The following is a 20,081-nucleotide window of genomic DNA, read 5'->3' on the forward strand; positions in this document are numbered from 1 at the left end:
ACTTCTGTAAAGGAGCAACAGATGCGATTGGGAATTCTCGATTGTGACCGGCTGGATCCCGATCTGGCGGATCGTTTTGGCCCCGTCTACTCCGAGATGTTTATCAGGGGGTTTCAGCCGCTGGCACCCGAGCTGGAGTTTCGGGTCTGGTCAGCCATCGATGGCGAGTTGCCGGAGGATCTGCATGAGTGCACTGCCTGGCTCATCACAGGTTCGCGCCACGATGCCTACAGCGATATCCCCTGGATCCAGGCACTGCGCGGCTGGATCCGCCGTGCCCATGATGCCGACGTCAAGCTGGCCGGGATCTGTTTTGGTCATCAGGTGATCGCCCAGGCGCTGGGGGGCGAAGTGGTGAAGTCTACCAAGGGGTGGGGACTGGGAGTGTCGGTGCACCCCATGTTGGCTGATGAGCCCTGGATGGCGCCGTCTCGTGATCAGATCCGTATTCTGGCCAGTCATCAGGATCAGGTGGCCCTGCTGCCACCCGGAGCGACCCGGCTGGCGGGCAACGATTTTTGCCCCAACTTCATGTTTCTGCAGGGGAACAACATAGTGGCCATTCAGGGACATCCGGAATTTTCGGTGGAGTACAACCGGGCGCTGATCGAACGGCGCCGTGGCCTGCTGCCCGACGAGCGTTACCAGAGCAGCCTCTCCTCGCTGGAGGGGGAGGTGGATTCGACCACCATGATGCAGTGGTTGCTGCAGTTTTTGGGGATCCTGCCGCTGCAGGCCGGCGCGGCCTGAGCCCGGTTTGTCAGCGACCCCCTTCGGGTGCTAGATTTTGTAGCAAAATGAAGGATCAAGCGCTGCGATGTCGGGATCGGATGATACACTGGCCGCCCTTTGTGGCGGCCTGTTTGTCTGGCGTGATCGCCGCACCAGCTTGAGAGGGTGAAGCCTTGAAACTACAGCAATTGAAGTACTTGATCGCGATCCGGGACCACAACCTCAACGTCTCGGTGGCGTCCGATGCGCTCTATACCAGCCAGCCCGGGGTCAGCAAGCAGATCGGCCTGCTGGAGAGCGAGCTGGGAGTGCGGATCTTCGAGCGCCGTGGCAAGCATCTGCACCGCATCACCCCGGTGGGCGAGGAGATCATCAAGTGTGCCGAGGCGATGCTCAATATCGAGAGCAAGATCAAGGCGATCTCCCGCGAGTATCTGGATCCGACCGTGGGCACCCTCAATATTCACACCACTCATACCATCGCCCGCTATCTGCTGCCCAAATCGGTTACCTACTTCACCAAGAAGTACCCCAAGATCTCGTTCCACCTCCATCCGGTGATGTCGGCGAGCAAGGAGCAGATCAGCAAGGGTTACTCCGATTTCTCCATCGTTGCCCACGAAATTGGCTTCGACAAGGAGCTGATCGCGCTGCCCGCCTACCTCTGGACCCTCTCTCTGGTGGTGCCGCAGGATCACCCTCTGGCCAAGGTGAAGAAGCCGACGCTGGAGCAGCTCTGCCACTACCCCATCCTCAGTTACGAGAGCGGAGCCACCGGTCGTCAGGTGCAGGATGAGGTGTTTCAGGCGGCGGGACTGACCCCGAGCTACTACATGACGGTGATGGATGCCGGGGTGATCAAGCGCTACGTGGAGTTGGGCTTTGGCATCGGCATCATCTCCTCGCTGGTGGCCAACGACACCGACAGCCCCGGGCTGGTCTCCATCAATCTGGAGCACCTGTTCAAGCCTTGCCCGGCCCAGATCTGCTTCAGCAAGAGTATTCTGCTGCAGAACTACATGTATGACTTCATCAGCTCCTTCTCGCCCCACCTCACCAAGGAGGTGATCCAGAGCGTGATGCAGCAGCCGACCCAGGCGCGCATCGACGAGCTGCTGGCCGGGGTGGAGCTGCCCATCTATTGATCCCGATCGGATTCCCGATCGCTGCCGGTTGTCTCTTCTGTCAGGCTGGGCTCTACTCGGGGTTCAGCCTGTCTCTTTTGGGCTATCTCCATCGTCCGAGGTCTCTATGTCCCGCATTCTGCTGCTTGCCAATCTCAACTGTGATCATGTGCTCTCCCTCTCCGAACCGCTGGTGGCGGGGGCCCGGCTGCAATATGTGGATCAGGGGCGCAGGTTGGGCGGTGGCGCAGCCAACACCGGCATCGGGCTGGTATGGGCGGGTCATGAGGTGACCATCGCCTCCCGCATCGGGCTGGACGAGACCGGCGACTGGCTGCTGGAGCAGGCGGCCGGTTACGGGCTGGATTGCAGCCATGTAGAGCGCTTTGGCGGCGAGACTGGCGAGCTGCTGATCCTGGTGGATTCCACCGGCGAGCGCACCATACTGCGCCGCCCGCGGCGTCCCGATCTGCCCGGTGATCTGCCGCTGGAGGGGATCGACTGCCTCTACGTGAACTATCCCGGTACCGCCATCATCAGCTACATGCGCCAGATGCTCGGCAAGAGCTTTGTGGTGGCCCAGTATCCCAAGGGTGGTCAAGCGCGCCGTCCCTGCCACGTGCTGGTGGCCTCCCGCTCCGATCTCGGCGAGGTGAGCGACCCCTGGCAACATGCCCGTCAGCTGGCGGGGGAGCAGCTCGAATGGCTGGTGTTGACCGAAGGCAAGGCGGGCGCAGTGGCCATCCATGGCGAGGAGCAGATCAGGGTCGCCGCCCGGCCGGTTTCGGTGGTTGATACCACGGGGGCAGGGGATGCCTTCGCTGGCGGATTGATCCATGGTCTGGCGCGAGGCATGGCCATCAAGGATGCGCTGCAGTGTGCGGTGGACTGGGGCGCATTTGCCGTCGCCTCCGAGAGTTCCATCCCCTCGGTCGCGCTGAAAAACTGGCTGAAACAGCCTCACTGACGCCCCGTTCATTCACTGTTCGAAGGGGGATTTCCCCTCTTGTGTGTTGGGGGCGGCGGCAAGGAATTTCGGGAAATTTAGCCGCCAGAATGGAGGCAAACGCCGGGCTAACCCGGCAAGTTTGCGATCAATCAAAGAAAGTGTCGATTTATGTGCATCTTCATCGACACCCGGTTGTGCTGCTCTTAACCTTGTCACTCCGCAACTCAGATTAAGAGACAGGCCCCCTCTGGTGGACAGAGGCAAACCGGTTGTCTCCTGCCTCTTAGCTCAATGTTGTCGTCCTGATTCCTGGCTTGTAGTAAGAGGCAAGTGCGACCATGCAACTGACACGATTTACCGACTACGCCCTGCGTACCCTGACCTTCCTGGCGGTGCAGCCGGGCGATCGCCTGTCGACCATTACCGAAGTGGCCGATACCTTCGGCATCTCTCGCAACCACGTGGTCAAGATAGTGCACCAGCTCGGCATCAAGGGGTACATCGAGACGGTGCGTGGCAAGCATGGCGGTATTCGGCTCGGTCGCTCCGCAGTCTCCATCAACCTGCGCGATGTGGTGATGGACATGGAGCATGTGCTCTGTCCGGTCGACTGCAAGCGTGAGAACTGCCGTCTCTCCGGCGGCTGCCGCATTCAGGGCATCCTGCGCCGCGCCATGAACGCCTTCCTCGAAGTGCTGGGTGAGTACACCCTGGCCGATGCGGTGCGCGATCCGACCCGTCTCTGTCACCTGCTGGGCATTGAGCAGGAGTCCATTCTGGCGATGGCCTGACCGGCAGAAAACAAGAACAGATATAAAAGCAAAAGGGGCCAGCTGGCCCCTTTTGCTTTTCAGCGACTACCCGGCTGGCGGATCAGGGTGATGGCGCCGTGCAGACAGGCTAGGCCGCAGGCACCGCAGCCATTGCAGGCATCCATATTGACGTTGATGCCGTCGGCGGTGGCCTTGATCGCCTGCTGGGGGCAGGCATCTTCACAGAGCAGGCAGTAGAAGCCCTGCCGTGCCTGACAGCTCTCCTCGATCTGGACCCGGGTCTGCACCTGACGGCCCAGTTGCAAGTCGAGTGCTCCGGTCGGACAGGCTCTGGCGCAGCTGCCGCAGTAGCTGCACTGACCGCATGAGAGGTCGAGCACCGGCGTACCGGAGATCGGGGTGTCGTCGTATTCGGGCTGGCTGGCCGGTTTGAGCAGACCGCGCGGGCAGGCCTTGAAACACTCGCCGCAGCGGCTGCAGAGGGAGAGGTACTGGGACTCCTCGATGGCCCACGGCGGGCGCGCTTCATGGCAAACCACGGCGGGCTTGCGGGAAGCTTGCCAACCTTGTGTCAGCCAACGGAGGAAATAGTGAGTCATGCTCGCCCCTGATACCTATTAGGGGTTAATTTTATCGAAGTTTCGGCAAGCAGGCCAGAGAATAGCGGCCGCCAGGATCGCAAGGGCTGTTGCCCTTGTGTAAGCTAGGCGGGTCTTTTTACGTGGTTGAATGAAAACATATGTGGCTATTTCTCTGGCGTGCGTCCCTGCTCTATATCTTTCCCCTGCTGATGTGGGGCTACTGCCGCATCAAGGGCATCGAGTTCGCCGAGCTCGATACCGGGGTCAACAGCCACAAGTGGGTGGTGCTGGCCGCTTACCTTCTCTATGTGGTGCTCTGGGTCTTGGTTAACCGCTATCTCGAACTCTTCCTGCGTCAGCGGAGCCGCAAATGATCGACCCCGGACTCTGGATCATCCTGCTGCCCGCGGTCCTTTTGGCTCTCGGACTTGGCTGGCTGATTGGCCGGCGCAGCAGCACGGCGCAGGCTCAGGAGCTGCTGCTGACACAGGAGCGTTATCAGGCGCTGCAGGAGCGTTTTGACGAGTTGCAGGATGAGCGTCAACAGGGGCAGCAGAAGCTGGATCAGCAGCAGACCCTGCTCATCAAACTCACCGCCCGTCTCAAGGATGCGGAAGCAACCCTGCGCAGCGAACGGCTGGCCGCCGCCGAGAAGCTGCAACTGCAACAGGAGGCTGAGCAGCGCCTCAGCCAGCAGTTCGAGAACCTTGCCAACCGAATCTTCGAGCAAAACTCCGGCAACTTCCGCGAATTGAACCAAAACAGTCTCGATCTGCTGCTTACTCCGCTCAAGGAGCAGCTCGAGGGCTTTCGCCGTCAGGTGGGGGAGACCCATGCTCAGGAGACGGCCCAGCGCCACAGTCTCAAGTTCGAGCTGGAGCGTCTCGCCGAGCTCAATGCCCGCATGACCGAAGAGGCCGCGGCACTGACCAGAGCCCTCAAGGGCGACAGCAAGCAGCAGGGCAACTGGGGGGAAGTGGTGCTGGCGCGGATCCTCAGCGAGTGCGGTCTGCGCGAAGGTCACGAATACCACACCCAGGTCAATATCGAGGTGGAGAAGGGCAAGCGCTACCAGCCCGATGTCATCGTTCATCTGCCGCAAGAGAAAGACATCATCATCGACGCCAAGGTGTCGCTGACCGCCTACGAGCGCTGGTACAACGCCGATGACGAGCTGGAGAAGGCGGTGGCGCTGAAAGAGCACGTCGCCTCGGTGCGCAATCATATCCGCGAGCTGGGTCGCAAGGATTACCAGCAGTTGCCCGGGGTGCGTACCCTCGACTATGTGCTGATGTTCGTGGCGGTGGAGCCCGCCTTCCTCACCGCGATGGAGGCCGATCCATCGCTGGTGCGTTACGGTCTCGACAACAATATCCTGCTGGTGAGCCCAACCAATCTCATGGTGGCGCTGCGCACCATCGAGAACCTGTGGCGCTACGAGCGGCAGAACCAGAATGCTCGCCAGATCGCCGAGCGGGCCGGTCGCCTCTACGAAAAGCTGCGGCTGTTTGTCGAGGAGATGCAGCAGATGGGCGGCAGCCTGCACAAGGCGCAGGAGAGCTACGACAAGGCGATGGGACGGCTGGTCAACGGCCGTGGCAACCTGATCGCTCAGGTCGAGCGTTTCCGCGAGCTGGGGGTGGAGGTGACCAAGAGCCTGCCCGAGCCCCTGGTTGAGCGGGCGCTGGAGCGTGATAAGGAGCGGGAGTAGTTTTCCCCTGCATCGCCATCCGCAAAAGGCCCAAACCCGGTTTGGGCCTTTTGCTATCTGCCAGCTCGCCCACTGCTGACTCATCATCAGAAATCCGCAAAGCAAACGGCCCACCGAAGTGGGCCGTTTTTATTTGCAATACCGATGTTAATCAGCGGCAGGCGGCGCGGGCGCCCAGTTCGGCTTTCTCGCTATCGCTCAGGAAGGCCAGGGTCAGGCCGTTCTGCTGGGCGGTGCGGATTTCGCTGGCGGTCATGCCGGCGGCCGGAGCGGCCACTTCATATTCGTGGGGCAGGTCGATCCCTTCCACCGCCGGGTCGTCGGTGTTGAGGCAAGCCAGCACGCCGGCAGCCAGGAACTGGCGGATCGGGTGTTCTGTCAGGCTCGCCACCGTGGTGGTCTGGACGTTGGAGGTGAGGCAGGATTCGATGCCGATGCGGTACTCGGCCAGATAGGCCATCAGGGCCGGATCCTGAATCGCTTTGACACCGTGGCCGATACGCTCGGCACCCAGCTCGCGAATGGCCTGCCAAATGCTTTCGGGGCCAGCGGCTTCACCAGCGTGTACGGTGACGCGCATGCCTGCATCGCGCACCTTGTGGAAGTGGTCGACAAAGAGTTCCCCCGGGAAGCCCAGCTCGTCACCGGCCAGATCGATGGCGACCAGCTTGTCGCGGTGGGCCAGACAGGCGGCCAGCTCCTGATTGCATTGATCGGTGCCGAAGGTGCGGCTCATGATGCCGATCAGATTGGCCTTGATGCCGAAGTCACGGCTGCCCGCGGCCACGCCGTCGATGATGGCTTCCACCACACCCTGCGGGTGCAGCTTGTGGGCCATCGCCATATAGGCCGGGCTGAAGCGCAGCTCGGCATAGTCGATACCGGCGCGCAGCAGATCTTCCACGTTTTCGTAGGCAACCCGGCGGCAGGCGTCGTAGTCGGCCAGCACGGCAACACCCCAGTCCAGCTTCTTCAGGAAGGCGACCAGACTTGGCTCGTTCTCGACGATCTGTACGTGGGGGCGCAGCGCCTCCAGCTCGAAGGCGGGCAGCTGGATATTGTGTTGGCGACCCAGCTCGAGGATGGTCTGCGGACGGATGTTGCCGTCCAGATGGCGGTGCAGGTCGGTCAGGGGGAGAGATCTGTCAATCATGATGGCGCCTTCTTCGAGTCGGGTTTGAACGCCTGCCATTCTAGGCGGGGCTTTCAAAAAAGATACCCCGTTTGCTGGCAAACGGGGTCTTATTGGTCGGTGATTTATCAAGGCGTGATGGGAATCGTTTTTCCCAGGGACTCAGGAGAGATCGAGTTCCTTCAGCTTGCGGGTGAGGGTGTTGCGACCCCAGCCAAGCAGACGGGCCGCCTCCTGCTTGTGGCCATGGGTGTGCTCCAGCGCCGTCTCCAGCATGATCCGTTCGAACTGGGGCATGGCATCGGCCAGGATGTCGGTCTCTCCCAGCGCCAGCTTGCTGGCTACCCACTCCTGCAACTGTTGCTGCCAGCAACCGGGCAACGCCGGTTGGCCGGGCTCGGCGTTGTGGGTGATGGGGGTAAGCAGCTCGGGGGGAAGATCGCTCACCAGCACCTCCTGCCCGGAGGCCATCACAGTGAGCCAGCGGCAGACGTTTTCCAGCTGGCGCACGTTACCCGGCCAGGGCAGGCGGCTGATATAGGCCTGGGTATCCGGGTGCAGGCTCTTGGCCTCCACGTTCAGCTCCTTGGCGGCGCGCAGCAGGAAATGACGGGCCAGCTGGGGAATATCCTCACGGCGCTCCTTGAGGGCGGGAATATGAATGCGGATGACGTTGAGGCGGTGGAACAGATCCTCGCGAAACTCGCCATCGGCGACCCGTTTCTCCAGATTCTGGTGGGTGGCGGCGATGATCCGTACATCCACCTGTACCGGCTGGTGGCCGCCTACCCGGTAGAACTGGCCATCGGCCAAGACCCGCAACAGCCGGGTTTGCACATCAAGCGGCATGTCGCCGATCTCGTCGAGAAACAGGGTGCCGCCGTCGGCCTGCTCGAAGCGGCCGTGGCGGATGTTGTTGGCGCCGGTGAAAGCCCCCTTCTCGTGACCGAACAGCTCGGATTCGATGAGATCTTTCGGGATAGCCGCCATGTTGAGGGCGATAAAGTTCTTGTGGGCGCGCGGGCTGTGTTTGTGCAGGGCGTGGGCGACCAGCTCCTTGCCGGTACCGCTTTGGCCGTTGATCAGCACCGAGATGCTGGATCGCGACAGGCGGCCGATGGCGCGGAACACCTCCTGCATCGCCGGCGCTTCACCGATGATCTCGGGAGTGGCTGTGGACTCTTGCTGACGAGACTTGCGCTTGGTTCGCTGCTCTTTGAGGTGATTCTCGGCGCGGCGCACCAGCGTTACCGCCTCGTCGATGTCGAACGGCTTGGGCAGGTACTCGAAGGCGCCGCGCTGGTAGGCGTTGACCGCGCTGTCGAGATCCGAGTGGGCGGTCATGATGATGATGGGCAGATCGGCCTGACGGCGGTGGATCTGCTCCAGCAGGCTCAGTCCGTCGATACCCGGCATCCGGATATCGGAAAGGATGACATCGGGCGAACGCAGCTCAAGGGCGTGCAGCAGTGCTTCGCCATCGGCAAAGCTCTCGCAGTTGAAACCTTCGCTGCCTAGGGTGCGTTCCAGCACCCAGCGGATAGAGCTGTCATCGTCGACGATCCACACTTTGGCTGTCATGGTGTTCCCTTACTTGCGAAGCGGTAGAAAAATGGTGAATTCGGTGTGGCCCGGCCAGCTGATGCAGTCGATTTTCCCCTTGTGCTGGTCGATCAGGTTCTGGGCGATGGAGAGGCCAAGCCCGGTGCCGCCCTCTTTGCCGGTGATCATGGGATAGAACAGGGTGTCGCGGATGGCATCGGGAATACCGGGGCCGTTGTCGATGATCTTGATCTCCGCCGCCAGCCGGTAACGCTGACCGTGGATGGTGATCTGGAACGCAGTGCGAGTCTTGATGCGGATAAGCCCGGTCTGATCGCCCAGCGCTTCGGCGGCGTTGCGCACTATGTTGAGAAACGCCTGCTGCAGCTGATCCGGCTCCATCTCGAATTCGGGGATGCTGGGGTCGTAATCCCGTTCTATGCGCACCGTCGGTGGCAGCTCCAGCTCCACCAGTCGGCGTACCTGCTCCAGCACCGAATGGACATTGTGCATCTGGTGACGGCCGGGGCGCTGGGGGCCGAGCAGCCGATCGACCAGAACCCGTAGCCGGTCGGCCTGTTCAATGATGATGCCGGTATATTCGCGAAGCGCCGGATCTGGCAGCTCCTTTTGCAGCAACTGGGCCGCGCCGCGCAGGCCGCCGAGGGGATTCTTGATTTCGTGGGCGAGACCGCGCACCAGCTCTTTGGCTGCCAGCTGCTGGGCATGCTGCTGCTGCTCCTGACTGATCTTTTTCTGCTGGTCGATCTTGCGCAGCTCCACGACCAGCAGGCGCTGCTCGTGGTCGGCCATGGGAGTTGCACTCAGCTCTACCAACCGCGGTTCTCCCTCTACCACCAGAGTCACTTCGCTATCGGTAAAGCCCTGCCCTGAAACGAGGCACTGTTTCAGTCGTTGCAGGTCGAGGGAGATATGTTCCAGCAGATGGGGCAGTTCGATGCCGATCAGCCGTCGTTCACTGAGAGAGAGCAGCTGCTCGGCGGCGGGATTGACGAACTGGATGCAGAGCCGTTCATCCATCAGGATCACGGCGGTCAGCAAATTATCCAAGAGTGTTTTGGCATTGTCCGAGCGGGTTGGCACAGGTTTCTCCCTAAAACGGTGCTGTGCACCTGCAATGCACCGATATGGTGCATTGAGTTTACCCGCATCGGTGCGCTATATCACCCCTGGTTGGCTTTGGGGGTGGGTTTGGGAGCCGGATCCACGCTTGCTCTATGCAGGTAAAAGGTGACTGGAGTCGATTTAGCAAGGATCGTACCGTCTTTGGCGAGCAGTTCGAGCTGGGCCTCGTGGGCACCGCGATCGACATTTTCGACCCGGATAGAGAGGCTGTTGCTAACGATGGGGGCTGCCTTGCCATCCAGAGTCAGGCGCACATCATACTGGGTTGGCGGTTTGGGGCTGATTTGACCCTGAAAGACGATATTGCCAGTGTTGTCGCGCAGGGTGCTGCCCTGTTCAGGGGAGAGCAGCTCGATCACCAGTTTGGCCGCCTCCTGCTCCTTCTTGGCGTCTGCGCCAGTCAGGCTGTTGAAGTTATCCACCTGCACCGAGCTGGGGGCGCTACCCAGCAGGGGGGCAGCCCGCAGATCCACCTCCTTTACGTTTTTGCCGGGAGGAGGGGCATCCGTGTAGTGGGTAATGCCATTGCCATCGACCCAAGAGTAGACCTTGGCCGCATGAGTACTGAAGGAGGTCAGTAACAGGAGGGTAATTGCTCCTATGCCATGTATCTTGTTCATTCGTCTCTCCTTGACGGTATTTTGCTTAATCCTATCAGAGAAAAAACCCGCCATCTGGCGGGTTTTGTCACGATTCGGCAAGCTGACCCAATCTAAATGGGCTGTCTGCTGCGATTTAGACGGAGTAGTACAGTTCGAACTCCAGCGGGTGCGGAGTCATGCGCACACGGTCAACATCCTGCTGTTTCAGTTCCAGATAGGAGTTGATGAAGTCATCGCTGAACACGCCGCCACGGGTCAGGAACTCGCGGTCAGCATCCAGAGCGGCCAGGGCTTCGTCCAGAGAACCGGCAACGGTCGGCACTTCTGCGGCTTCTTCCGGCGGCAGGTCATACAAGTTCTTGTCCATGGCATCGCCCGGATGGATCTTGTTGATGATACCGTCCAGACCGGCCATCAGCTGGGCAGCGAAGGCAAGGTACGGGTTGGCAGCCGGATCCGGGAAGCGCACTTCGATACGACGGGCTTTCGGGCTCGGTACCACCGGGATACGGATGGAGGCAGAGCGGTTGCGGGCAGAGTAGGCCAGCATGACCGGTGCTTCATAACCCGGAACCAGACGCTTGTAGGAGTTGGTGGTCGGGTTGGCGAAGGCGTTGATGGCCTTGGCGTGCTTGATGATACCGCCGATGTAGTGCAGCGCCATCTCGGACAGACCGCCATACAGGTCGCCAGCGAACAGGTTGACGCCGTTCTTGGCCAGAGACTGGTGGCAGTGCATGCCGGAGCCGTTGTCACCGAACATGGGTTTCGGCATGAAGGTAACGGTCTTGTTGTAGGCGTGGGCCACGTTGTGGATCACGTACTTCAGCACCTGCACTTCGTCAGCTTTCAGCGTAAGAGTGTTGAAGCGGGTTGCGATTTCGTTCTGACCGGCAGTGGCCACTTCGTGGTGGTGAGCTTCAACGACCTGGCCCATCTCTTCCAGCACCAGACACATGGCGGCGCGGATATCCTGGGAGGAGTCGACCGGTGCAACCGGGAAGTAACCGCCTTTCACGAACGGACGGTGACCCTTGTTGCCATGCTCATAGGCAGTGCCGGAGTTCCATGCGGCTTCTTCAGATTCGATTTTCACGAAGCTGTGGCCCATGGTGTTGGAGAAGGTAATGTTGTCGAACATGAAGAATTCCGGCTCCGGCCCGAACAGCACGGTGTCAGCGATGCCGCTGGACTTCAGGAAATCTTCTGCACGCTTGGCGATGGAGCGCGGATCGCGGTCGTAGCCCTGCATGGTGGCAGGCTCCAGCACGTCACAAACGATGTTCAGGGTGGTCTCTTCGGTGAACGGGTCCAGCTTGGCGGAGGCTGCGTCCGGCATCAGTACCATGTCGGATTCGTTGATGCCCTTCCAGCCGCCGATGGAGGAACCATCGAACATCTTGCCGTCTTCGAAGAAATCTTCATCAACCTGGTGAGCAGGGATGGATACATGCTGCTCTTTACCCTTGGTGTCGGTAAAGCGCAGATCAACAAACTTGACTTCGTGTTCCTGGATCAGGGCCAAAACGTTCTGGGCTGACATGCTAAGTAACCTCCGGTGTTAAAACTCTCTGGGTGAATGCGTCGTCGTATTCACATAAGCCAGTATCGTGCCAAGTTTGTGACAGCTTGATTTCAGGGCAATCTCGCTGAAGAGGCTCCCCAAAATCAGGCGATCTCGACTCGCGTTGCATCAATTTAGTGCGATGGTGGATCGTTTTGGTGCACTGTAATGGTGCGCGAAATACGGTCACCGCCCATCTAAGCAGGGTTTGTCAGAGAGGTCTATGATCCAGATCTGTTGTTATGCGCGAATGTACTGCAATTCTGCTAGGCAGATCACAAAGGCAAGAGTACAATTAGCGCCCAATTTTACCCGGTGATTGAGGCGAGAATGTTAGAGAATTTACGCAATATTGCGATTATTGCGCACGTTGACCACGGCAAAACGACTCTGGTTGATAAGCTGCTGCAGCAGTCCGGCACCCTGGACCGCTCCACGGAAGGCCAGGAACGGATCATGGACTCCAATGATCTGGAACGGGAACGTGGCATCACCATTCTCGCCAAGAACACTGCGATCCGCTGGAATGACTACCGCATCAACATCGTTGATACCCCGGGTCACGCCGACTTCGGTGGTGAAGTAGAGCGCGTACTGTCCATGGTTGACTCCGTGCTGCTGCTGGTTGACGCCGTAGACGGCCCGATGCCGCAAACCCGTTTCGTGACCCAGAAAGCGTTCGCTCAGGGTCTGAAGCCGATCGTGGTCATCAACAAGGTTGACCGTCCGGGTGCTCGTCCTGACTGGGTAATGGATCAGGTATTCGACCTGTTCGACAACCTGGGCGCGACTGACGAACAGCTGGATTTCAAAGTTGTTTACGCCTCTGCACTGAACGGTTGGGCCACCATGGATCAGGACGTCGAGTCCGAAAACATGGAGCCGCTGTTCCAGGCCATCGTTGACAACGTTGAAGCGCCGAAGGCTGATGCCGAAGGTGGTTTCCAGATGCAGATCTCCCAGCTGGACTACAACTCCTACGTGGGCGTTATCGGTATCGGCCGCATCACTCGTGGTCGCGTCAAGACCAACCAGCAAGTCACCATCGTTGGTGCTGACGGCAAGACCCGTAATGGTAAAGTCGGTCAGGTGCTGGGTTACCTGGGTCTGTCCCGTACTGAAGTTGCCGACGCGCAAGCGGGTGACATCATCGCTATCACCGGTCTGGGCGAGCTGAAAATCTCCGACACCATCTGTGACAACGGTGCCGTTGAAGCCCTGCCGCCGCTCTCCGTTGACGAGCCGACCGTGAACATGACCTTCCAGGTCAACACTTCACCGTTCGCCGGTAAAGAGGGCAAGTTCGTGACCTCCCGCAACATTCTGGAGCGTCTGAACCAGGAGCTGGTCCACAACGTGGCCCTGCGCGTGGAAGAGACTGATGATCCGGACAAGTTCCGTGTATCCGGTCGTGGTGAACTGCACCTATCCATCCTGATCGAAAACATGCGTCGCGAAGGTTACGAACTGGCTGTGTCTCGTCCGGAAGTAATCCTGCGTACCGTTGATGGTGTTCTGCAAGAACCGTTCGAAACCGTAACTGTGGACGTTGAAGAAGCGCACCAGGGTTCCGTGATGGAGCAACTGGGTCTGCGTAAAGGCGAAATGACCAACATGACCCCGGATGGCAAGGGTCGTGTCCGCCTGGACTTCATGATCCCGAGCCGTGGCCTGATCGGCTTCCAGACCGAGTTCATGACCATGACCTCCGGTACCGGTCTGCTCTACCACACCTTCGACCATTACGGTCCGCACAAGGGTGGCAGCATCGGCGAGCGTCAGAACGGCGTGCTGATCTCCAACGCAACCGGTAAGGCCCTGACCTACGCCCTGTTCGGTCTGCAAGACCGCGGTCGTCTGTTCATCGGTCACGCAACCGAAGTGTACGAAGGCCAGGTGATCGGTATTCACTCCCGTTCCAACGACCTGACTGTTAACTGCCTGAAGGGCAAACAGCTGACCAACATGCGTGCCTCCGGTACCGACGAAGCTCAAGTGCTGACTCCGCCAATCCGCATGACTCTGGAACAGGCTCTCGAGTTCATCGACAACGACGAACTGGTAGAAGTCACTCCGAAGAACATCCGTATCCGCAAGAAATTGCTGACCGAGCTGGATCGCAAGCGCTCTGGCCGCGGTTAATCCCATGTGCTGAGTCTCGGCAGCTCTTGCGGCCGCTGACGGTTCACTGATAAACGGGCCCAAACTTCTGGTTTGGGCCCGTTTTTTTATGCTTGTGATCCACTCTGGCCATCCTGATGAGCTCGTTCAGGCCATCAGCAATGGATGATGAGTGGGCAGATAAGCGGCGAACGAAAGTCGTGGGGATGGGGGAGATAAAAAAGCCGCAGCGGATGAACGCTGCGGCTTTTTGCTGGCTTGCAGTGAGGAATTACTGGCGCCAGAAGGAGGGGAAGAAGAGCACGGCGACCGTCAGTATCTCCAGTCGTCCCAGCAACATACCGAACGACAGCAGCCATTTGGCCGATTCCGGCAGGCTGGCAAAGTTGGTGCTGGGGCCGACCACCGGGCCCATGCCCGGGCCGACGTTGGCAACGGCGGTGATGGAGCTGGAGATGGCCGTCAGGGGATCGAGCCCGATGGCGCCCAACAGTGCAGCTATCACCAGAATGATGGCGAAGTAGGCCAGCACGAAGGAGATCATCGAGCGGATGATTGCATCATTGACCGTCCGGCCGTTGTACTTCTGGGGAAATACGCCGGAAGGGTGCATCAGTTGGCGCATCTGCTTCTTGAACAGGGCAAAGGCCACCTGTACCCGGAAGATCTTGAGGCCGCCCGCAGTGGAGCCGGAGCAGGCCCCAAGAGCCAGCAGCACGATGAAGAGGATGGTGGCGAGCGGCCCCCAAGTGCCGAAGTCACCAAGGCCGTAGCCGGTGGTGGTGAGCACCGAGACGATGTTGAAGCAGCTGATGCGCAAGGCATCCCAGAAGCCGAACAGATCTCTCTCCCATAGATAGAAGGTCATGATGACGGTGACCCACACAACCAGCCAGAAGAAGCCGCGCACTTGGGCATCCTTGAGCAGGCTGTAGTCCCTATGGTTGAGGCTTTGCACATAGAGCAGGAAGGGCAGGCCGCCGAGGAACATGAACAGGGTACCAATCCAGTGTGCCGAGTTGGAGAAGTGGGACATGGATTGATCGGAGGTGGAGTAGCCGCCGGTACTGAGGGTGGTCATGGCGTGGTTGATCGCCTCGAACATGTTCATGCCGCTGGCCCAGTAGGCCATGAAGCAGAGCATGGAGAGCACCAGATAGACCACGACGATGTTGTTGGCGACCGTCTTGGCCCGTGGCGCACTTTTATCCGACCAGTCCGAGCTCTCGGTCTGGAACAGCTTCATGCCGCCGACGTTGAGGTAGGGCAGCACGGCAACCGCCATCACGATAAAGCCGACTCCGCCCAGCCACTGCAGGATGGAACGCCACAACAGGATGCTGTGGGCCATGTTGTCGAGGCCGGAGAGCACGGTAGAGCCTGTGGTGGTCACCCCCGACATAGTCTCGAAGTAGGCGTCGGTGAAGTTGATGTGGGTGATGAAAACAAACGGCAGGGCGCCGAAGGCGCAGGCAACCACCCAGACCGAGGTGGTGAGCAGGAACATCTCCCGCACCCCCAGATGAAACTCCGCCTTGCGGCCGTAGTGGAGGCAGAGCAGGGCGGCGCCGTGGGTGATCAGCACGGACTTGAGAAACTCGACAAATCCCTCTGACCCGGTGAGCAGTGCCAGCAAGGTGGGTAGCCACATGAAGAGCGCCAGCTTGGAGAGCACCAGCCCGAGGGTGAAGATAATGGGACGCAGCTTGATCATGTTCGATAACCTGGTCGTTGATTAACAAAAGACCCGGACCATCCCCTTGGGGGAGCTGAGCCGGGTCTGATTTGACAGCCTGTGCGCATGAAGACGTTACAGGAAGAAGGGGCTTGGCTGGAACAGCCGCTCCACTTCCGGGATGTACTTTTTGTCCACCAGGAACATGACGACATGGTCATCCTGCTGGATCTTGGTGCGATCGTGGGCGATCAGCACTTCATCCCCGCGCACCACGGCACCGATAGTAGTGCCCGGCGGCAGCTTGAGCTCGCCTACCGTCTTGCCGACCACCTTGGAGGTGTTTTCGTCACCGTGGGCAATCGCCTCGATCGCCTCGGCAGCACCGCGGCGCAAGCTGTAGACGTTGGCGATATCTGCCCGGCGCACGTGGGTAAGCAGGGCCGAGATGGTGGCCTGCTGCGGCGAGATGGCGATATCGATAGAGCCACCCTGCACCAGATCCACGTAGGCGCCGCGCTGGATCAGCACCATGGTCTTCTTGGCGCCCATCTTCTTGGCGAGCAGCGCCGACATGATGTTGGCCTCGTCCTCGTTGGTCACGGCGATGAAGACATCGATCTGGTCGATGTGTTCCTCGGCCAGCAGCTCCTGATCCGCCGCATCGCCGCAGAAGACGATGGTGTTCTCCAGCAGTTCGGAGAGCTGCTCCGCCCGCTTCTGGTTGCGCTCGATAAGCTTGACGCTGTAACGCTTCTCCAGCTGACGGGCGAGGCCTGCGCCAATGTTGCCGCCACCGACGATCATGATGCGGCGGTAGGGGCTCTCGAGGCGCTGCAGTTCAGACATCACGGCACGGATATGGCCCGCGGCGGCGACGAAGAAGACCTCGTCATCCGCTTCGATGATGGTGGTGCCTTGCGGACGGATCGGGCGGCCCTGACGGAAGATGGCCGCTACCCGGGTCTCGATGTTCGGCATGTGTTCGCGCAGGGTGGAGAGAGCATTGCCCACCAGCGGGCCACCGTAGTAGGCCTTGACCGCCACCAGACCGACGCGGCCACCTGCAAAATCAACCACTTGCAGAGCTCCCGGGTATTCGATCAGGCGACGCACATAGTCGGTCACCAGCTGCTCCGGCGCGATCAGGTGATCCACCGGCACCGATTCTGGCAGGAACAGGCGATCCCGCTCGGTCAGATAGGCCGGCGAGCGGATCCGCGCGACCTTGTTCGGGGTGTTGAACAGGGAGTAGGCCACCTGACAGGCGATCATGTTGGTCTCGTCACTGTTGGTGACGGCGACCAGCATGTCTGCATCCTGAGCCCCCGCTTCGCGCAGCACCTTGGGGTGGGCGCCATGACCGTTGACCACCCGCAGGTCAAACTTGTCCTGCAGTTCGCGCAGGCGTTCGCTGTCGGTGTCGACGATGGTGATGTCGTTGTTCTCCCCGGCCAGGTTCTCGGCCAGGGTGCCGCCGACCTGGCCGGCTCCCAAAATGATGATCTTCATAGGGAACGTTTACTCACGTTGATGCTGTAAAGGGGGGCGCCAGAACGGATCTGGCGGCTCTCCCGAATGAGGTTGGTCATGCCCGGCTCAGAGCTTGACCAGTTTGGCGTAGTAGAAGCCATCCATCTCGGCTTCACCCGGCAGGAACTGGCGACCCGGGCAGTCCGGGGTATCCTGTTCGTGCAACGGTACCAATTTGGCATCTTTGGTCGCGGCAAGGAAGGTGCGGATCTGTTCGCGGTTCTCTTCCGGCAATACGGAGCAGGTGGCGTAGAGCAGGGTGCCGCCACTCTTCAGCTTGCCCCAGAGGGCGCTCAGAATACGGCGTTGCAGCTCGGCCAGCTCGCGGATGTCCTGATCCCGGCGCAACCACTTGATGTCGGGGTGGCGACGGATAACGCCGGTGGCGGAGCAGGGGGCATCCAGCAGGATGCGGTCAAACTGACCCTCCGGCCACCACTGTTCCGGCGCCGCAGCATCGCCATGGATCACCTTGGCCGTCAGGCCGATGCGGTCCAGGTTCTCCTGCACTCGCTTGAGGCGGTTTTCGTCGGCATCGACGGCAACCACGCCAGCCAGCCCGGGCTGACGCTCCAGCAGGTGGGCAGTCTTGCCGCCGGGGGCTGCGCAGGCATCCAGCACCCACTCGCCCGGTTGCGGGTCGAGCAGGGCGGCAGCCTGTTGTGCTGCACCATCCTGTACCGAGCAGTCACCCACTTCGAAGCCGGGCAGCTTGGTCACATCACAAGGACGCTCCAGCAGGATGCAATCCTCACCCTCTTCACCGGCCACGGCATTGATGCCGGCTTCGGCCATGCGAGCCAGCATGGCATCGCGGCTCTGGCGCTGGCTGTTGTTGCGGATCCACATGGGGGGGCGCTGGTTGTTCGCCTCCATGATGAATTCCCACTCATCGTGATAGGCCTGACGCAGGCGCTTGGTGAGCCACTCCGGATGACCGAGGCGAATGCTGGGAACGCGGTCGATACGCAGCAGAATGACTTCGGCGCTGCGCTGGAAGTTGCGCAGCACGCCGTTGATGAGGCCACGCAGGGAGGTGCCCTTGAGCAGTTTGACGGCGTTGACGGTCTCGGCCACCGCGGCGTGAGCCGGAATGCGGGTGTAGATGAGCTGATAGAGACCGACCAGAATGAGGTAGTGGAAAATGCGGCTCTTGTTCTTGAGCGGCTTGTCCATCATCTCGTTAACTGCCGCATCGAGGCGGGGCAGCCAGCGCAGGGTGCCGTAGCAGAGTTCTTGCAGGAGAGCGCGATCGCGAGGCGCGACCTTCTCCTGGGCAGCAGGCAGAACAGCGGAGAGGGATTGGCCCTGATCCAGCACCTGTTGAATAACGAGAGCGGCCTGTGCACGTGTTTTCATAGAGTTACCTTAGATGCGCAAGTCGGGGCCTGGGCCCCGCTTGTGTCAATTCAATCCAGTTCAATTCAATTGCGTGCCGGGTTCAAACCAGTCGCGGCGAGAGTTGAGCAGATCCGAAACAGACATCGCCTTCTTGCCGGGCGGTTGCAGGGTCAGCAGGCGCAGTACCCCTTTGCCGGTAGCGATATCGATCCCCTGCTTGTCGGCCTTGAGCAGGGTGCCGGCGGGTTGGCCGTGGTCGCTGTCAATGACGGCGGCTTGCCATACCTTGACGGTCTGGTCAGCCACTTCAAACCAGCTGATGGGCCAGGGGTTGAACGAGCGGATACAGCGCTCGATGGCAACAGCCTCCATCGACCAGTCGATGCGGGCCTCTTCCTTGGAGAGCTTTTCGGCGTAGTTGGCCAGCGCATCATCTTGCGCCTCGGCAGCGGTTTCACCGGCAGCCATGGCATCGATGGTGTCGACCAGAGCCTGCGGACCCAGCTTGGCCAGCTTGTCATAGAGGCTGGCGGAGGTCTCGTCGGCGGCGATGGGGCAGCTAACCTTGCGGATCATTGCGCCGGTATCCAGCCCCACATCCATCTGCATGATGGTGACGCCGGTTTCGCTATCGCCCGCCCAAATGGAGCGCTGGATCGGTGCCGCGCCACGCCAGCGCGGCAGCAGGGAGCCATGGACGTTGATGCAGCCCAGACGCGGGGTATCGAGTACCGCCTTGGGCAGGATCAGGCCATAGGCCACCACGACCATCAGGTCTGCACCAAGGGCGGCCAGTTCGGCTTGCGCCTCTTCCTTGCGCAGGGTTGCCGGTTGATAGACCGGTAGATTGTGGGCCAGTGCCAGCTCTTTTACCGGACTGGCAGTGAGCTTCTGACCACGGCCAGCGGGCTTGTCCGGCTGGGTATAAACGGCAACGACCTCATGGTCGGAAGACAACAACGCCGCCAGATGACGGGCGGCGAAGTCGGGAGTACCGGCAAAAATCAGTTTCAGCTTATTCAATGGAGCAGATCCTCAGAGGACTTTGCGATCTTCGCGGGCCATCTTTTCCAGCTTCTGGCGAATGCGCTGGCGCTTGAGCGGGGACAGGTAATCCACGAACAACTTGCCCATCAGGTGATCCATCTCGTGCTGGATACAGATGGCGAGCAGGTCGTCCGCTTCCAGTTCAAATGGTTTGCCGTGGCGATCCAGTGCGCGGATCTTGATCTGCTCGGCACGCGGTACCAGAGCACGGCTGCCGGGCACGGAGAGGCAACCCTCTTCAATGCCGGTGCTGCCACACTGGGAGATCACTTCCGGATTGATCAATACCAGAGGATCTTCACGGTTTTCAGAGACATCGATCACTATGATGCGTTGATGAATATCCACCTGCGTTGCGGCCAGGCCAATGCCCTCCTCCGCATACATGGTTTCGAACATATCATCTACAATTTGTTGTAACTCGGGTGTAAAGGTCTCGACAGGGGCTGCGACGGTACGCAGACGCTCATCGGGGAAACGCAATACATCTAGAATGGCCATAGTTTTT

Annotated in this window: 18 protein-coding genes; 7 read left to right on the plus strand and 11 right to left on the minus strand. The window is 60.1% G+C overall.

Features of this window, described 5'->3' with window-relative positions; genetic code table 11:
* Nucleotides 1–21: 21 nt before the first annotated feature.
* The 4 genes from G5154_RS11770 (at nucleotide 22) to G5154_RS11785 (ending at nucleotide 3,596) form a co-directional block, all read left to right on the plus strand.
* Nucleotides 22–750, plus strand: a complete 729-nt coding sequence (locus G5154_RS11770) for a glutamine amidotransferase-related protein (protein WP_421250924.1) — start codon at nucleotides 22–24, stop codon at nucleotides 748–750.
* A 155-nt stretch (nucleotides 751–905) separates the two neighbouring features.
* On the plus strand, nucleotides 906–1,877 hold the full coding sequence (locus G5154_RS11775) for a LysR substrate-binding domain-containing protein (protein WP_033114758.1): 972 nt from the start codon (nucleotides 906–908) through the stop codon (nucleotides 1,875–1,877).
* Between the two features lie 106 nt (nucleotides 1,878–1,983).
* Nucleotides 1,984–2,823, plus strand: coding sequence for a PfkB family carbohydrate kinase (locus G5154_RS11780; RefSeq protein ID WP_019445767.1), 840 nt, complete (start codon nucleotides 1,984–1,986; stop codon nucleotides 2,821–2,823).
* Nucleotides 2,824–3,143: 320 nt separating this feature from the next.
* Nucleotides 3,144–3,596 carry an Rrf2 family transcriptional regulator gene (locus G5154_RS11785; protein WP_005341983.1) on the plus strand — a complete coding sequence of 151 codons (453 nt, stop codon included), beginning with the start codon at nucleotides 3,144–3,146 and terminating at the stop codon, nucleotides 3,594–3,596.
* A 59-nt stretch (nucleotides 3,597–3,655) separates the two neighbouring features.
* Here G5154_RS11785 and G5154_RS11790 read toward each other — a convergent pair whose 3' ends face one another.
* Nucleotides 3,656–4,177, minus strand: a complete 522-nt coding sequence (locus G5154_RS11790; protein WP_216979892.1) for a ferredoxin-type protein NapF — start codon at nucleotides 4,175–4,177, stop codon at nucleotides 3,656–3,658.
* 140 nt (nucleotides 4,178–4,317) lie between these two features.
* Here G5154_RS11790 and G5154_RS11795 point away from each other — a divergent pair, with 140 nt between their 5' ends.
* Together G5154_RS11795 and rmuC are read left to right on the plus strand one after the other, a co-directional pair.
* Entirely contained in the window at nucleotides 4,318–4,533 is a 216-nt protein-coding gene (locus G5154_RS11795) for a hypothetical protein (RefSeq protein ID WP_216979893.1), read from the plus strand.
* Nucleotides 4,530–5,870 carry a DNA recombination protein RmuC gene (gene rmuC / locus G5154_RS11800; RefSeq protein ID WP_421250923.1) on the plus strand — a complete coding sequence of 447 codons (1,341 nt, stop codon included), beginning with the start codon at nucleotides 4,530–4,532 and terminating at the stop codon, nucleotides 5,868–5,870. Before G5154_RS11795 ends, rmuC begins: the two co-directional genes overlap by 4 nt.
* Nucleotides 5,871–6,021: 151 nt before the next feature.
* Here rmuC and add read toward each other — a convergent pair whose 3' ends face one another.
* The 5 genes from add to glnA form a co-directional block, all read right to left on the minus strand.
* Complete coding sequence (gene add / locus G5154_RS11805; RefSeq protein ID WP_421250922.1) at nucleotides 6,022–7,023, minus strand: adenosine deaminase; 1,002 nt, start codon at nucleotides 7,021–7,023, stop codon at nucleotides 6,022–6,024.
* A gap of 141 nt (nucleotides 7,024–7,164) precedes the next feature.
* Nucleotides 7,165–8,583 carry a nitrogen regulation protein NR(I) gene (gene glnG, locus G5154_RS11810; RefSeq protein WP_043850700.1) on the minus strand — a complete coding sequence of 473 codons (1,419 nt, stop codon included), beginning with the start codon at nucleotides 8,581–8,583 and terminating at the stop codon, nucleotides 7,165–7,167.
* A 9-nt stretch (nucleotides 8,584–8,592) separates the two neighbouring features.
* Complete coding sequence (gene glnL, locus G5154_RS11815; RefSeq protein ID WP_043850701.1) at nucleotides 8,593–9,648, minus strand: nitrogen regulation protein NR(II); 1,056 nt, start codon at nucleotides 9,646–9,648, stop codon at nucleotides 8,593–8,595.
* Between the two features lie 80 nt (nucleotides 9,649–9,728).
* Nucleotides 9,729–10,310: a DUF4124 domain-containing protein gene (locus G5154_RS11820; RefSeq protein ID WP_421250921.1), complete on the minus strand. Its 582-nt coding sequence runs from the start codon at nucleotides 10,308–10,310 to the stop codon at nucleotides 9,729–9,731.
* 115 nt (nucleotides 10,311–10,425) lie between these two features.
* A complete protein-coding gene (glnA, locus tag G5154_RS11825) occupies nucleotides 10,426–11,835 on the minus strand; it encodes a glutamate--ammonia ligase (RefSeq protein WP_005339672.1) in 1,410 nt (469 codons plus the stop codon).
* A gap of 351 nt (nucleotides 11,836–12,186) precedes the next feature.
* Here glnA and typA point away from each other — a divergent pair, with 351 nt between their 5' ends.
* Nucleotides 12,187–13,998, plus strand: coding sequence for a translational GTPase TypA (gene typA / locus G5154_RS11830; protein ID WP_201981586.1), 1,812 nt, complete (start codon nucleotides 12,187–12,189; stop codon nucleotides 13,996–13,998).
* A 250-nt stretch (nucleotides 13,999–14,248) separates the two neighbouring features.
* Here typA and G5154_RS11835 read toward each other — a convergent pair whose 3' ends face one another.
* From G5154_RS11835 to def, 5 genes are all read right to left on the minus strand, one after another.
* Nucleotides 14,249–15,691, minus strand: coding sequence for a TrkH family potassium uptake protein (locus G5154_RS11835; protein WP_421250920.1), 1,443 nt, complete (start codon nucleotides 15,689–15,691; stop codon nucleotides 14,249–14,251).
* Between the two features lie 96 nt (nucleotides 15,692–15,787).
* Nucleotides 15,788–17,164 carry a Trk system potassium transporter TrkA gene (trkA, locus tag G5154_RS11840; protein WP_005339689.1) on the minus strand — a complete coding sequence of 459 codons (1,377 nt, stop codon included), beginning with the start codon at nucleotides 17,162–17,164 and terminating at the stop codon, nucleotides 15,788–15,790.
* A gap of 87 nt (nucleotides 17,165–17,251) precedes the next feature.
* Nucleotides 17,252–18,544: a 16S rRNA (cytosine(967)-C(5))-methyltransferase RsmB gene (gene rsmB, locus G5154_RS11845; protein ID WP_421250919.1), complete on the minus strand. Its 1,293-nt coding sequence runs from the start codon at nucleotides 18,542–18,544 to the stop codon at nucleotides 17,252–17,254.
* 60 nt (nucleotides 18,545–18,604) lie between these two features.
* Nucleotides 18,605–19,549, minus strand: a complete 945-nt coding sequence (fmt, locus tag G5154_RS11850) for a methionyl-tRNA formyltransferase (RefSeq protein WP_236347849.1) — start codon at nucleotides 19,547–19,549, stop codon at nucleotides 18,605–18,607.
* Between the two features lie 12 nt (nucleotides 19,550–19,561).
* Nucleotides 19,562–20,074, minus strand: coding sequence for a peptide deformylase (gene def / locus G5154_RS11855; RefSeq protein WP_005341960.1), 513 nt, complete (start codon nucleotides 20,072–20,074; stop codon nucleotides 19,562–19,564).
* Between the last annotated feature and the right edge of the window lie 7 nt (nucleotides 20,075–20,081).

It is taken from the genome of Aeromonas sp. 600527, assembly GCF_049175415.1.
Classification (GTDB): domain Bacteria; phylum Pseudomonadota; class Gammaproteobacteria; order Enterobacterales; family Aeromonadaceae; genus Aeromonas; species Aeromonas veronii_A.

Coding starts and splice junctions, on each gene's coding strand:
- G5154_RS11770 (WP_421250924.1), top strand. CDS start 22: ATGCGATTGGGAATTCTCGATTGTGACCGGCTGGATCCCGATCTGGCG.
- G5154_RS11780 (WP_019445767.1), top strand. CDS start 1,984: ATGTCCCGCATTCTGCTGCTTGCCAATCTCAACTGTGATCATGTGCTC.
- G5154_RS11785 (WP_005341983.1), top strand. CDS start 3,144: ATGCAACTGACACGATTTACCGACTACGCCCTGCGTACCCTGACCTTC.
- G5154_RS11790 (WP_216979892.1), bottom strand. CDS start 4,177: ATGACTCACTATTTCCTCCGTTGGCTGACACAAGGTTGGCAAGCTTCC.
- G5154_RS11795 (WP_216979893.1), top strand. CDS start 4,318: ATGTGGCTATTTCTCTGGCGTGCGTCCCTGCTCTATATCTTTCCCCTG.
- rmuC (WP_421250923.1), top strand. CDS start 4,530: ATGATCGACCCCGGACTCTGGATCATCCTGCTGCCCGCGGTCCTTTTG.
- add (WP_421250922.1), bottom strand. CDS start 7,023: ATGATTGACAGATCTCTCCCCCTGACCGACCTGCACCGCCATCTGGAC.
- glnG (WP_043850700.1), bottom strand. CDS start 8,583: ATGACAGCCAAAGTGTGGATCGTCGACGATGACAGCTCTATCCGCTGG.
- G5154_RS11820 (WP_421250921.1), bottom strand. CDS start 10,310: ATGAACAAGATACATGGCATAGGAGCAATTACCCTCCTGTTACTGACC.
- glnA (WP_005339672.1), bottom strand. CDS start 11,835: ATGTCAGCCCAGAACGTTTTGGCCCTGATCCAGGAACACGAAGTCAAG.
- typA (WP_201981586.1), top strand. CDS start 12,187: ATGTTAGAGAATTTACGCAATATTGCGATTATTGCGCACGTTGACCAC.
- G5154_RS11835 (WP_421250920.1), bottom strand. CDS start 15,691: ATGATCAAGCTGCGTCCCATTATCTTCACCCTCGGGCTGGTGCTCTCC.
- trkA (WP_005339689.1), bottom strand. CDS start 17,164: ATGAAGATCATCATTTTGGGAGCCGGCCAGGTCGGCGGCACCCTGGCC.
- rsmB (WP_421250919.1), bottom strand. CDS start 18,544: ATGAAAACACGTGCACAGGCCGCTCTCGTTATTCAACAGGTGCTGGAT.
- def (WP_005341960.1), bottom strand. CDS start 20,074: ATGGCCATTCTAGATGTATTGCGTTTCCCCGATGAGCGTCTGCGTACC.